11 protein-coding genes and 1 riboswitch are annotated in these 13,392 nt (G+C 71.6%); of the genes, 8 read left to right on the top strand and 3 right to left on the bottom strand.

All coding sequences use genetic code 11. The annotated features are described in order from the left end of the window. Positions 1-9: 9 nt before the first annotated feature. Both ACH4DZ_RS09180 and ACH4DZ_RS09185 read right to left on the bottom strand, forming a co-directional pair. Positions 10-756: a hypothetical protein gene (locus ACH4DZ_RS09180; protein ID WP_398286355.1), complete on the bottom strand. Its 747-nt coding sequence runs from the start codon at positions 754-756 to the stop codon at positions 10-12. A gap of 70 nt (positions 757-826) precedes the next feature. Next, entirely contained in the window at positions 827-1,552 is a 726-nt protein-coding gene (locus tag ACH4DZ_RS09185) for a hypothetical protein (protein WP_398286357.1), read from the bottom strand. A 220-nt stretch (positions 1,553-1,772) separates the two neighbouring features. Here ACH4DZ_RS09185 and ACH4DZ_RS09190 point away from each other — a divergent pair, with 220 nt between their 5' ends. The 5 genes from ACH4DZ_RS09190 (at position 1,773) to ACH4DZ_RS09210 (ending at position 7,929) form a co-directional block, all read left to right on the top strand. Further along, on the top strand, positions 1,773-3,827 hold the full coding sequence (locus ACH4DZ_RS09190) for an N-6 DNA methylase (RefSeq protein ID WP_398286358.1): 2,055 nt from the start codon (positions 1,773-1,775) through the stop codon (positions 3,825-3,827). A 143-nt stretch (positions 3,828-3,970) separates the two neighbouring features. After that, positions 3,971-4,576 (top strand): hypothetical protein, encoded by a 606-nt coding sequence (locus ACH4DZ_RS09195; protein WP_398286359.1) that lies wholly within the window; start codon positions 3,971-3,973, stop codon positions 4,574-4,576. 38 nt (positions 4,577-4,614) lie between these two features. Beyond that, entirely contained in the window at positions 4,615-6,096 is a 1,482-nt protein-coding gene (locus ACH4DZ_RS09200) for a protein kinase (RefSeq protein WP_398287051.1), read from the top strand. A 139-nt stretch (positions 6,097-6,235) separates the two neighbouring features. Next, the gene (locus ACH4DZ_RS09205) at positions 6,236-6,883 is read left to right on the top strand and encodes a SurA N-terminal domain-containing protein (RefSeq protein ID WP_398286360.1); all 648 of its coding nucleotides are present in this window, start codon (positions 6,236-6,238) and stop codon (positions 6,881-6,883) included. A 77-nt stretch (positions 6,884-6,960) separates the two neighbouring features. Beyond that, positions 6,961-7,929, top strand: coding sequence for a nucleoside triphosphate pyrophosphohydrolase (locus ACH4DZ_RS09210; protein ID WP_398286361.1), 969 nt, complete (start codon positions 6,961-6,963; stop codon positions 7,927-7,929). A 187-nt stretch (positions 7,930-8,116) separates the two neighbouring features. Here ACH4DZ_RS09210 and ACH4DZ_RS09215 read toward each other — a convergent pair whose 3' ends face one another. After that, complete coding sequence (locus tag ACH4DZ_RS09215; protein WP_398286362.1) at positions 8,117-9,313, bottom strand: globin domain-containing protein; 1,197 nt, start codon at positions 9,311-9,313, stop codon at positions 8,117-8,119. A gap of 171 nt (positions 9,314-9,484) precedes the next feature. Between ACH4DZ_RS09215 and ACH4DZ_RS09220 the strand changes: the two genes are divergently transcribed. The 3 genes from ACH4DZ_RS09220 to ACH4DZ_RS09230 all read left to right on the top strand — a co-directional run bounded on the left by ACH4DZ_RS09220 (position 9,485) and on the right by ACH4DZ_RS09230 (position 13,009). Then, on the top strand, positions 9,485-10,780 hold the full coding sequence (locus ACH4DZ_RS09220; protein WP_398286363.1) for a cytochrome P450: 1,296 nt from the start codon (positions 9,485-9,487) through the stop codon (positions 10,778-10,780). Positions 10,781-10,999: 219 nt separating this feature from the next. Continuing rightward, positions 11,000-11,914, top strand: a complete 915-nt coding sequence (locus tag ACH4DZ_RS09225) for a transglycosylase family protein (protein WP_398286364.1) — start codon at positions 11,000-11,002, stop codon at positions 11,912-11,914. Positions 11,915-12,132: 218 nt separating this feature from the next. Beyond that, a riboswitch (cyclic di-AMP (ydaO/yuaA leader) is annotated at positions 12,133-12,303 on the top strand. Between the two features lie 4 nt (positions 12,304-12,307). Continuing rightward, positions 12,308-13,009 (top strand): transglycosylase family protein, encoded by a 702-nt coding sequence (locus ACH4DZ_RS09230; RefSeq protein WP_398286365.1) that lies wholly within the window; start codon positions 12,308-12,310, stop codon positions 13,007-13,009. The last annotated feature ends 383 nt before the right edge of the window (positions 13,010-13,392 follow it).

A 13,392-nucleotide genomic window follows, 5' to 3' on the forward strand; every position in this document is an offset into this window, starting at 1 on the left:
TGCGGCCCGTCAGCCGCCCAGCGTGTCCAGGTCGAGGATCTTGCCCTTGGGGGTCTCGGCAGGGACCGGCGTGTCGAAGTCGCCGAAGGTGACCGTGCCCGGGTCCTTGGCGGACTTGCTGACGACCTTCAGCAGGTAGGGCTTGCCCTCGGTGGCGACGTACAGCGTGTACGTGTCGTTGCCGTCCTTCTCGTGCAGGACGATCGCCGGGGCGCCGTCGACCGTCGTCGCCTTCCCGCGGGTGGCGTCGGAGCTGACGTCCTCGAAGTCCGCGAGGACGGTGTCGAGGTCGCAGAAACCGGCGATGTCCTTGGCGTCCGAGCCCTTGGCGGACATCTTGGTCCACTTGCCGGCCAGCATGGCCACCACCTGGTCGGTCTCCTCCTTCGGCGCGTCCTCGTCCTGGGCGCGGAGGAACTTCTCGTCGTACTTCATGTAGAGGGTGTCGCCGGTCATCATGAGCTGGGCCTCGCCCTGGCCGTCGGCGCTCATCGTGCCGGCGCACCGGCCCTTCTTGTCGAGGGCCATGTCGAGGTCTATGCGGCTGCCGTCGTCGTCCGTGATGTCGCCCTTCATGCGCAGCGACGAGGCGTTCGAGGTGGCCTCCACGGCCCGGTCGGCGATCTCGCCGCCGGTCAGCCCGGCGAACGGGCCCTTCGGCTCGCTGTCGGCCTTGTCCTCGCCGGGCAGACAGCCGGTGAGCGAGACGGTGGCCGCGGCGGCGAGGCAGAGGGCGGCAAGTGCGGTGCGACGCATGACGGTTTCCTTCGAGGTCGAGGTGGAGCGGTTGTGGGGGAGGGGACGTGGCGGGGGCGGGGGCGGGGCGTCAGCCGGTCTTCTTCCAGTCCTTGCAGCCCGAGGTCTTGAAGTACGCGTCCCCGGCGGCGATGGTCACGACGGCCGAGCCGGACACGTTGTTGTTCGCGATGATCGACTCCATCGAGTGGGAGGAGTCCTTGGTCCGCTCCCAGTAGCAGAGGCCGTCCGTGTTGCCCGTGGACCTGTAGGTGCCGGGGGCGATGTCGGAGCCCACTCCGTGCATCCCGCCGTCGCCCTCGATCAGCGTGGCCGGGGTACCGGACGCCTTCGCGTCCACGGCCTCCCAGTCCTTGCAGCCGCTCGACTTGAAGAGCTTGTCGCTCTTCAGGATCGTCACGTAACTGGTGCCGCTGACGTTGTCGTTGGCGAGGATCGAGTCCATCTCGCCCGAGGCGTCCTTGGAGCGCTCCCAGTAGCAGAGGGCGTCCGCGTTGCCGGTGGTCCGGTAGGTGCCGGGCTGTACGTCGGTGCCGACCTGGAAGTCGCCGTCGCCCTGGAACGCCGCCTTCTTTCCGGCCCCCGCCGCCTTGTCGGCCTTGGTGCCGCTCTTCGTGTCCGCGTCCGAGCCGGCGTCGTTCCCGCCCTTCTTGCCGGACTCGCGCCCGGCGGAGGCCGAGGAGCCCTTGCCGTCGTTCCCGGAACCGCCGTCCCCGTCGCCCGAGTTCGCCGACACCGCGCCGATGACGACGACGCTCACGACGATCCCCAGCGCGATCTTTCCCTTGGCGCCCATGGCAGTCCCCTCCCCAGAGGTTGACGACCGCCTTCACCCGGCGGCCGTTCATCCGATGGGTCAATCACAGCAGAGGTTGTGAACCGAGTCAACACGGTTCACAGGGATGGTTGTGTACACGGCCGTGAATGGGTAGACCTTGCCTACGTCGTTATGCTCGACGCCACACATGACGCCCCACACCAGACGGACGTCACACCGGACGAGGGGAGCCGAGCGGGTGCAGGAGAACGGGACAGAGGTCACCGCGGCCGGGATCGCCCGGCTCGCCGGAGTCGGCCGCGCCGCCGTCAGCAACTGGCGCCGCCGGCACGCCGACTTCCCCAGGCCCGTCGGCGGCACCGAGACCAGCCCCTCCTTCGCGCTCACCGAGATCGAGGACTGGCTGCGCGCCCAGGGCAAGCTGGCCGAGGTCCCCCTGCGCGAGCGCGTCTGGCAGCAGATCGCCGGACACCCGCAGGGCGCCGTCACCGCCCTGATCCACGTCGGCTGCGCTCTCCTGCTGGTCCACGACCGGCCGACGGTCTGGCTTGAGGTGAGCGCCGGCTCCGACGACCGCCTCGCCGACCTGCTGCCCGCGTCCCTCGACCAGGTCCTCACCCCGCGCTTCGGCGCCATCCGCGAACGGGCCGTCGCCACGCCGACCGCCGACCGACTGCGGCCGTCCGCACCCCTGTTGCGCGCGGCTGCCGAACTCGCCGCCGAACTGGACGCGCGCAAGGCGTACGAGTTCCTGCTCGGCAGGCACCTCGACGCGAACCCCCGCCAGTACACGCTCACGCCGACCGGCCTCGCCGCCCTGATGGCCGACCTCGCCGGACCGGCCACCACCGTCCTCGACCCGGCCTGCGGCACCGGCGCCCTGCTGCGCGCGGTGGCGGCCGCACAGAGCACGCCCCCCACCGGGGAGCAGCATCTCAACGGCCAGGACAGCGCACCCGAGCTGGCGGCCCTGACGGCACTGCGCCTCGCCCTCCACACCCGCGCCGTCGTGCGCACCGCCGCGGCCGACACCCTGCGCGAGGACGCGTACGGAAGCCTCAGGGCGGACGCCGTCGTGTGCCACCCGCCGTTCAACGAGCGCAACTGGGGGCACGACGAGCTGGCCTACGACCCCCGCTGGGAGTACGGCTTCCCGGCCCGCACCGAGTCGGAACTGGCGTGGGTGCAGCACGCGTTGGCCCGCCTCAGGGAAGGCGGTGTCGCCGTCCTCCTGATGCCGCCCGCCGCCGCGTCCCGCCGTTCCGGCCGCCGTATCCGCGCCGACCTGCTGCGCCGCGGCGCCCTGCGCGCGGTGATCGCCCTGCCGCCGGGCGCGGCACCCCCGTACAACCTGCCCCTGCACCTGTGGGTGCTGCGCAAGCCCGCCGTCGCCGCACAGGTCGCGCAGCCCGAGGTGCTCCTCGCCGACACGGGAGTGTTCACCGCGGACAGCCGCGGCGGCCTCGACTGGCAGGCCGTGCGCAGCGCCGTCCTCGACGCGTGGCGGCCCTTCGACCGGACCGGCACCGTGCCGGAGCAGCCGGGCCTCAGCCGCTGCGTGCCGGTCATCGAACTCCTCGACGACGACGTCGACCTGGCCCCGGCCCGACATCTGCCGCCCCTCGCGTCCGGCGGCGGCGCCGAACAGCTGGCCGACGTGCGCGACAGCCTGGGCGCGACCCTGCGTCTGACCGACCGCCTCACCCCGCCCCCCGCCGCTCCGCGCCTGCCCGTCCGCTGGCCGCTCACCACGATCGGCGAACTCGCGCGCGGGGGCGCGCTCCAACTGCGTACGGGAGGCAGCGGCGGGCACGCGCGCGTGCCCGTCCTCACCGACCATGACGTCCTGGCCGGTGCGGCGCCGTCCGGGACGCTGCCCGAGAGCGACGAGGAGGCCGTGCTCACCGAGGCGGGGGACGTCGTCGTGCCCGTGCTCGGCGGCGGCTCCATCGCGCGCGTGGTCGACGAGGCGACCGCGGGCGCCGCCCTCGGCCGCAACCTCGCGCTGCTGCGGCCCGACCCGGCCGCGCTCGACCCGTGGTTCCTCGCCGGTTTCCTGCGGGGCACCGCCAACAACCGCCAGGCCAGCAGCTATGCGTCCACCGCGACCCGGCTCGACGTGCGCCGGCTCCAACTGCCCCGGCTGCCCCTGGAACAACAGCGCGTCTACGGCGAACGGTTCCGCGCGCTCGCCGAGTTCGAGGAGACCCTGCGCCTCGCGGGGCGCCTTGGCGAGCAACTGGTCCGCGGCATGTACGACGGCCTGACGGACGGCACGGTCGAGCCCGGCTGAGGCCCCTGGGACGGACACGGTGACCAGCGCGACAACGGTTCGGTACAACCCTGGACCAGTTGTCCTTGTCGGCCTATACGCTCGGACTCCGCACTCGTACGTCCGTACCTCCGTCCGTCCTCATCAGGCCTCCAGGAGCAACCATGCAAGGCCACGGCCAGGCGCAGCCGGTGAAGCCGCCACCCCCGACCGGGCTGCTGGTCTTCCTGCGCGTGCTCTTCGTGGCGATCTCCGTGTGCAGCTTCGGCCTTCTCGGCTGGGTGATGATGCTGCGCCTGGCGCTCGTGACCCGCAGATCGCTCGACTGGGGCCTCCTGGTGGCCACGTTCGCGGCCGAGGCCCTCGGTCTCGTCCTGCTCGGCACCGAGCCCGGCGACGAGATCCACACGCCGGGCGGCTGGACCGGCCTGGCCCTGCTCGTGGGCTCCCTCGTCCCCGCGATCTCGTACTACCTCGCGGTGGAGGTCCGCCACTTCCACACCCTGGGGTACGCGCATCAGGCGTACGCCGGCGGCGGGCAGCCCCCGGCGCACTCCTACGGCTATCCGCAGCCCCCGTACGCCGCCGCGACCGGTCCGCACACGCCGGTCCCGCACACGCCGGTTCCGCAGATGGCTCCGATACCCCGGCCCCCGTCCTCCGCGCCGACCCCGCCGCCGCAGCGTCCCGCGCCCGCCCGTATCGACCAGGTGCGCGCCGAGCTCGACGAGCTGAGCGACTACCTCCGCAAGCACGAGGACGGCAGGTGAGCGTGGCGTCGGGACGGGTGATCACCGGCCGCTACGAACTGTCCACGCTCATCGGACAGGGCGGCATGGGCCAGGTGTGGACGGCGTACGACCAGCGCCTCGACCGGCGCGTCGCCGTCAAGCTGCTGCGGCCCGACAAGGTCGCGGGCCAGGAGGCCGACGAGCTGCGCCGCCGTTTCGTGCGCGAGTGCCGCGTCACCGCGCAGGTCGACCACCCCGGCCTGGTCACGGTCCACGACGCGGGCAGCGAGGGCGAGGAACTGTTCCTCGTCATGCAGTACGTCGACGGGGCCGACCTCTCCGACCACCTCGCCGAGCACGACCCCTACCCCTGGCAGTGGGCCGTCTCGGTCGCCGCGCAACTGTGCGCCGTGCTCTCCGCCGTGCACGCCGTGCCGATCGTCCACCGCGACCTCAAGCCGCGGAACGTGATGATCAAGCAGGACGGCACGGTCACCGTGCTCGACCTCGGTGTCGCGTCCGTGATGGACACCGACACCACCCGCCTCACGCACACCGGCTCACCCATCGGATCGCCCGCCTACATGGCCCCCGAGCAGGCGATGGGCGGCGCGGTCGGCCCGTACACCGACCTGTACGCGCTCGGGGTGCTGCTGCACGAACTCCTCAGCGGGGACGTGCCGTTCTCGGGTTCCACCGCCCTCGGAGTGCTGCACCGCCACCTCTACGAACCGCCGCTGCCGGTCCGCCGGCTGCGCCCCGAGGTGCCCGAGGCGCTCGAAGCCCTCGTACTGCGGCTGCTCTCCAAGGACCCGCAGCACCGCCCGGACTCCGCGCAGGAGACGTACGAGCAGTTGCTGCCGCTGCTTCCCGCGCGCGGGATCCCGTCCGGCGGGCCGCTCGACCCCACACGCCCCTTCCTGCGCCCGCACGCCCCCTGGCCGGACCGCGCCCGCACCCCCGCGGCGCAGCCGCAGGCCGCGCCCGCCGTCGACAAGCCCGATGTCGCGGGAGCGGTCGACGAGGTCAAGCGGCTCCTCGGCGAGGGCCGCATCACCCAGGCCGTCGACATCCTCGGCCAGATCCTCCCGGCCGCCGCCGCCCAGCACGGCGAGCACTCACCGGTCGTGCGCACCCTGCGCAAGCAGTACGCGGCCACGCTGATGGACGACGGCCAGTACCGCCGCGCCCTGCCCGAACTGCGCCGCCTCGCCGACGAACGGGCCACCGAGGCGGGCCAGGCCGACCCGCAGTCCCTGCGCTTCCGCTACGAGGCCGCCCAGTGCCTCGAACAGCTCGGCGAACCGGCGGCGGCACTCGCCGAGTACCGCGCGCTGCTGCCGTACTACGAGAACCAGTACGTCGCCCAGGACGCCGAACTGTCCTTCGAGGTGCGCCGCCGCATCGGCCATCTGCTCCTCGCGCTCGGCGACCGGGCCGCCGCCCACGACACGCTGGTCCGGCTCCGGTACGACGTCGAACGGCTGCGGGGCCCCGGCCATCCGCTGGTCGGCGACATCGGCCGGACGCTGCAGTGGCTGGGGCAGGTCCGCGGCTGAACCGGACACCCGAGGGACGGTGCCCGAAGTCCTGGCGAATCGTTGGGTCGAATGGGTGGCCGAGAGCCGGTCCCCTGCCTAACATCGATCACCGCAAGACTTTGTGCACCGTCGCACAATCTCCTACAGGAGGTCTTCCTTGCACCGCCGCCGTCGCACCGCGTTCCTCCTCACCGCCGCTCTCGTCACCGCGGCCCCCCTCCTGACCGCCTGTGGCAGCGACGCGCATCCCGGTGCCGCGGCCGTCGTCGGCGACGACCGCATCACGGTCTCCCAGCTGGAGAACCGGGTGAACGAGGTACGGACCGCACAGCGGGCCGCCACCACGGGCGAGGCGCAGTACGAGCAGGCCATCGCCAAGTCCGGCGGCCTCACCCGCGACACCCTGCACGGCATGGTCCTCGACCGGGTGCTGCACCGGGCCGCCGACGACGCGGGCGTGACCGTCACCCGCAAGGAGATCCAGCAGGCCCGCGCCGGCCTGGAACAGCAGGCCGGGGGCGCGAAGGCCCTGGAAGTGAGCTGGCTCCAGCAGTACGGAGTGCCGCCCGAGCGGCTCGACGACAACCTCCGCGTCCAGATCGAGGCCCAGAAGCTCGCCGCCGCACTCGGCACGGACACCAGCCAGCCGGCCTTCTGGAAGGCGCTGTCCGAGGCCTCGAAGAAGCTGGACGTCGACCTGAACCCCCGGTACGGCAACTGGGACGTCGAGAAGAGCAGCCGCGTCGACGCCAAGCTCCCGTGGGTACGCGACGTCACGTCGGCGGCAAGCCAGAAACCGGCGTAAGCGCCGGAAGTCTTTGAAGGCCCGTACCGTCCGGCGCACGTGACCTTGATGTCGGTGGCGTGGGTTACGTTCGAGGGGTGAACGCATCCAGCCCCGGGCGCATCGTCCTGCTCACCACCAGCCACCGGGTCGCGCCCGGACTCCTGTCCTGGCCCGCCTGGCAGGCGCTGCACGGCGCCGACCGCGTCCTGTGCGCGGACGGCGCCCACCCGCAGCTGCCGTACCTGCGCGAGGCGGGCATCCAGGTCGAGGAGGCCGCGCCCGGCGCCCAGGAGCTGATCGACGCCTGCGCCGGGGGACGCACGGTCACCGTCGTCGCCACCGGCGAGGGCGAACCGCACCTGACCGACGGGCTGTCCCGGCTGGCCGGCACGGGGCGCGTGCGGATGCCGGACCTCGAACTGCTCCCCGCCTCGTACGACCTCCCGGGCGCCCGCCTCCTCGACCTCGTCCAGGTGATGGACCGCATCCGCCTCGAATGCCCCTGGTCGTCGCAGCAGACCCACAAGGGCCTCGCCAAGTACGGCATCGAGGAGGCGTACGAACTCGTCGAGGCCATCGAGGAGGGCGACCGGCACGAACTGCGCGAGGAGCTCGGTGACGTCCTGCTCCAGGTCGTCTTCCACTCCCGGATCGCCGAGGAGGGCAGCCCTGAGGACGGGTCGGAGCCCTTCTCCATCGACGACGTCGCGGCCGGCATCGTCACCAAGCTGATCCACCGCCATCCGCACGTGTTCGGCGACGAGACGGCCTCCACACCCGAGGAGGTCAAGGAGCACTGGCTGCGCACCAAGGCCGAGGAGAAACAGCGGACGTCCGTCACGGAGGGCGTCCCCCTCGGCCAGCCCGCCCTGGCACTGGCCGCGAAACTGGCCTCCCGCGCGCGTACGGCGGGCCTGGACGCCCCCCTGCCCCAGGGCGAGGGCATCGGCTACGAACTCCTGGCCCTGGCCGCCCGGGCGGAGGAGTCCGGCGTGGACCCGGAAGCAGCCCTCAGAGCAGCCGCCCGCTCCTACCGCGACGCCATACGGGCAACGGAGTCCTGACAGCCCTTTTCCCACCCCGTCCAGGGCAGCGCCCCAAAGGGGCGCGGGGAACTGCGCGCCCGACCCCCACCGAACCCGCACCCGACGTATCAGGCCGGGGCGCAGCCCCGCCGTTCAGGGGCGCGGGGAACTACGCGACCAGCCACGACGAACCCGCAGACAACACACCACCACCCCCGGCGGAGCGTCACCGCGGCTGGGGCCGCCGCAGCAGCCAGGCCCCAGGCCCCGCCACCCGCTCCCGGCCCCGGTCCCGCCCCGTGCACGGGAGTTCGTCACAGAAGACCCGTTCCCGCTCCGCACCGAGCCCCGGAAGCACCGCGGAGATCTCCGCGACCAACCCCGGCGGCCCCGCCAGATAGACATCGTGCCGCGCCCAGTTCGCCCGGTTCCCCAGCGCCGTCAGCAGCCGCTCCGTGGCCTGGGCCTTCGGGCGCCCCGGCGCGGGCGTGAGCACGGTGACGTCCAGCCAGGGCAGCCGCGTGCGCAACCCGTCGAGCATGGCCCGGTCGTAGAGGTACGCGACATCGCGGGCGACGACGAAGAGCCGGGCCTCGTCGTACGCGCCGGGCGCCCGCCCCAGCTGCTCCAGCAGCGCCTTCACCGGGGCCCAGCCGGTACCGGCCGCGATGAAGGTGAGGGGCCGCTCCACGGGCGTACGCAGGGTCAGCCGGCCGCCCGGCGCGCCGAGCCGCAGGACATCGCCCTCCCGGGCGCGCCGGACCAGTTCGGGCGACAGGGCGCCGCCCCGGACGAGGCTGATGTGCAGATCGAGCGTGCCGTCGCAGCGGGGCGCGTTGCCGACGGAGTACGGGCGCCAGACCCCCGGGACCCGGGGGCTGCCGACGCTCACGTACTGGCCCGGCAGGTGGGGGAGGGGCCGGTCCGGACGGAGCGTCAGCACGGCGAGGTCGTCCCCGTGCCCGGTGCGGCCGACGACCTCGGCGTCCCACCAGGACGGCTGTCCCTGGCTCTCCGCCTCACCCGCGCCGTCCAGCATGGCGTCCGCGATCACCGCGTACGCCTCGTCCCAGGCCTTCTCCACCTCCGTGCTCCACGCCGACCCGGACACGGCGGCGAACGCGGCGATCAGGCTGTCCCCCACGGCCGTGTAGTGCTCGGGGCGCGCCAGATACTTCCGGTGGTCCCGCCCCAGCTCCCGGAGGTACTCGTGCAGTCCCGGCCCTTCCAGGCGGGCGACGACGAGCGCCAGAGCGGTGAACAGCCGGTCCCGCTGGCGTTCCTTGTCCGCCGGGGAGTCCAGCGGGAACAGGGCGCGGACATCGGGGTGGTGCCAGAACAGATGCGAGTAGAAGTACTTGAGCGCGAACTCGGCCCGCCTTTCGACGACCGCGAAACTGGTCCGGAGTATCTCGGGGTCCACGCTCGCGAATGTAGGTAGCCGGAGAGCCGCGCAGTCAAGAGGCGGCACCTTTCGGGACAGCCCGGGGTGAACACCGTAAGCCGGTCATTCTCGCGGTCGGCGCGGCAGGGCGACCGCGGGCCGCCAGGACGCCGGGCCGGCCCGGGCCGGCCCTCCCGATACCGTCGAGGAGTGACCGAAACACCTGCACAGCCGCCCGCGCCGGCCACGGGGCAGCCCGTCCCCGCCCTCTTCAACTGGGAGTTCGCCACCGATCCCTACCCGGCGTACGCCTGGCTCCGTGAGCACGCTCCCGTGCATCGGACGAAACTGCCCAGCGGAGTGGAGGCGTGGCTCGTCACCCGTTACGCGGACGCCAAGCAGGCCCTCGCCGACGGCCGGCTCAGCAAGAACTCCGCCCATCACGACGAGCCCGCGCACGCGAAGGGCAAGACCGGCATTCCGGGCGAGCGCAAGGCCGAGCTGATGACCCACCTGCTCAATATCGACCCGCCGGACCACACCCGGCTGCGGCGGCTCGTCAGCAAGGCGTTCACGCCCCGGCGGGTGGCCGAATTCTCCTCCCGGGTACAGGAGTTGACGGACCAGCTGATCGACGGGTTCGCCGAGAAGGGGGAGGCGGACCTCATCCACGACTTCGCCTTCCCGCTCCCCATCCACGCCATCTGCGATCTCCTCGGCGTCCCGCGCGAGGACCAGGACGACTTCCGCGACTGGGCCGGGATGATGATCCGGCACGGGGGCGGCCCCAGGGGCGGTGTCGCCCGGTCGGTCAAGAAGATGCGCGGCTACCTCGCCGAGCTGATCCACCGCAAGCGCCAGGAACTGACGGACGAGCCCGCCCCCGGCGAGGACCTGATCTCCGCTCTCATCCGGGCCTCCGACCACGGCGAGCACCTCAGTGAGAACGAGGCCGCGGCGATGGCCTTCATCCTCCTGTTCGCCGGTTTCGAGACAACCGTGAACCTCATCGGGAACGGCACCTACGCCCTGCTCACCCACCCGGGGCAACGGCGGCGGCTGCAGGACTCCCTCGCGGCCGGCCACACGGACCTGCTCGCGACCGGCGTGGAGGAACTGCTCCGCTACGACGGGCCCGTGGAGCTGGCCACCTGGCGGTTCGCCACCGAACCGCTCAGCGTCGGCGGGCAGGACATCGCCGCCGGTGACCCCGTACTCGTCGTGCTGGCGGCGGCCGACCGCGATCCCGACCGGTTCGAGAACCCGGACACGCTCGACCTCTCCCGCCGTGACAACCAACACCTCGGTTACGGCCACGGCATCCACTACTGCCTCGGCGCGCCCCTCGCCCGACTGGAGGGGCAGACCGCGCTGGCGACCCTGCTGACCCGCCTGCCCGACCTGCGACTCGCGGGAGATTCAGCCGATTTGAGGTGGCGCGGGGGGCTCATCATGCGTGGGTTGCGCACGCTTCCGGTGGAGTTCACCCCGGTCGCGAAGTCTTGACGGAAGTGCTGACGGCCGTAGCACCGAAGGCGGCGAAAGGTGAGACTCCGTCAACTCTGTGATCTTCACGTTATCTACGCTGCATCGACTTGTGACAAGAGTTCGAGTGCCGCTACGTTCACCCATCAATGCGGCAGGTCCGCCCGTCGCAGCAGTCACGAGCACGGCTTTCCGCTGTGTTCCGTGCGTATTCCTTGCTGTCACGCGAAAGGCAATCGCATGCTCTCCGGGAACGGCCGCCATCGTCGCCCCCGCCAGGCTCCGGCGCTCCTCGTCGCCGCCGGCGTGGCCGGATCGGCCATCGCGATCCCCCTGCTCGGTGCGAGCGGCGCGAGTGCCGCCAGCGGTACGACCTGGGACGCGGTCGCCGAGTGCGAGAGCGGTGGCTCATGGAGCGCCGACACCGGCAACGGGCTCTACGGCGGACTCCAGATGACCCAGGAGACCTGGGAGGAGCACGGCGGCCTCGACTACGCGCCGAGCGCCGACCAGGCCAGCCGTTCGCAGCAGATAGCCGTCGCCGAGAAGATCCTCGCGGACCAGGGGACGAGCGCCTGGGTGACCTGTGGCCTCGTCGCCGGTCTGACACAGGACTCCGACTCCGCCGACGTCGACACGGGCCTCGCCGAGGACTCTCCGAGCCCGTCGGCCGACGCGGACGCGGACGCGGACGCGACCAAGGGGAGCGACAGCGGGAAGTCCGACGAGTCCGCGGACGGCGGTTCGAAGTCCGCCGACGACTCCGCCCCGGAGTCACAGAGAACGGACAGCTCGGCCGCCGGCACCAAGGCGAAGAGTGACGACTCGGACAAGTCGTCCCAGAACGACGACGCTTCGGCCGACGCCGCCGCGGACAGCTCCGGCCGTCACCGGGGCGGCAGCGCCGAAGAGGTCGACATGGCCCCCCGCGCGGACGACTACGCCGGCCGGCACGCCTCGCGCAGCGACAGCACCTCACGCGTCCTCGCCGACGAGGGCTCGTACGCGGTCCGTTCCGGGGACAGTCTCTCCAGCATCGCCGACTCCCTTGGCATCGACGGCGGGTGGAGCGAGCTCTACGCCGCGAACAAGGACAGCATCGGCGCCGATCCGGACTTCATCATCCCCGGTCAGCGCATCGCCGTCGACGGCTGAGCGGCATCGAGCAAGTAGTGATCAAGGCGCCGAATCGGGCGAAAACCAGCGGTAGTTCGCGCTGAATGTCCGATTTGGCGAATTGAGACATGGATCTCAACACCCCTGATCGTCTTTGAAATTCGGCGCGGCCCGTGTCTACGGTCGTGACCGCTCGCCATTGGTGAGCCCCGACGGTCGCACGCCGAATCCTGCCAACGGCCGTACGGGAACAGTCGTCGCGTAAAGCGCCGTAGGCAGGAGCGGGGGACCCAAGGTAAGTGCCGGAACCGGTCTTCGAGACCGGGTACGGCTTGGGGTTAAGCCGCGTGACAGCAGTGTCGCGCGGCCGGGCAACTCACTCGGCCCGAACCCGACAGCTCACCTCGCAGGCGTCGGTGAGGGGATCACTTCATGCTGCTTTCGAGCAAGGGCAAGCACCGTCGCCCGTCCAAGGCCACCCGTATCGCCACGCTGGCCGGTGTCACCACCGCCGCCGTCGCCGTCCCGCTGATGGGCGCCACGGGCGCCTCCGCCGCCACCGCCTCCGAGTGGGACACCGTCGCCCAGTGCGAGTCCGGTGGCAACTGGTCGATCAACACCGGCAACGGCTACTACGGCGGCCTGCAGTTCTCGTCCTCCACCTGGGCCGCGTACGGCGGCAGCTCGTACGCCTCCACCGCCGACCAGGCGTCCAAGTCCCAGCAGATAGCCGTCGCCGAGAAGGTTCTCGCGAGCCAGGGCAAGGGTGCCTGGCCGAGCTGCGGCGTGGGCCTGTCCGGCGCCTCGACCGGTGGCTCCACCACCCCGTCGGGCTCCGGCAGCTCCGGCCAGAGCACCTCGCAGCCGCAGCAGCAGCAGAACTCGCAGTCCTCCGAGGAGCGCGCCTCGCGTTCGCAGGAGCGTCCGGCGGCGAAGAAGACCGTCGAGACCCCGACCGGCAAGAAGGTCGAGAAGGGCGACGGCGAGTACAAGGTCGTCAAGGGCGACACCCTCAGCGAGATCGCCGACAAGAAGAACGTCAAGGGCGGCTGGGCGAAGCTGTACAAGCTGAACGACGACATCGTCGACGACGCCGACTTCATCTTCCCCGGTCAGCAGCTGCACCTCAGCTGACCTCAGCTGACGGTGGCCGCTGGATGTCCGGTCGAGGCACTGGCCGCTCGGCCTCGACCGGAAGTCCGGCCCACATCGGAATCGTGACTGAACCACAGCGCTCTCACATCCGTGTCCTTCATAGTGGAGGCCTCGTGAGGGCCACCCCCGTCCCCCACGGGCTCCCCGCTCCGGTGCGTGTTCCCCCGTACGCACCGGAGCGGGGCTTTTTCTGTCCGGGCCTTTCCGCCCGCGTCTTTGTTCCGTTCGGAAACAATTTCCTCTCGGTTCTGTCCAGGAGGCGGTCGAGGGCTGGCCGATCCCCGGCAGCCGGTTAGGCTCATCCCGCGGGGCCACCACGGCCTGCGCGCAACCGGGCCTCCGGCCCGGCACAGCTTGTGTCA

Origin of the sequence: Streptomyces sp. NPDC017991 (assembly GCF_044328075.1) — a bacterium.
Classification (GTDB): Bacteria; Actinomycetota; Actinomycetes; order Streptomycetales; family Streptomycetaceae; genus Streptomyces.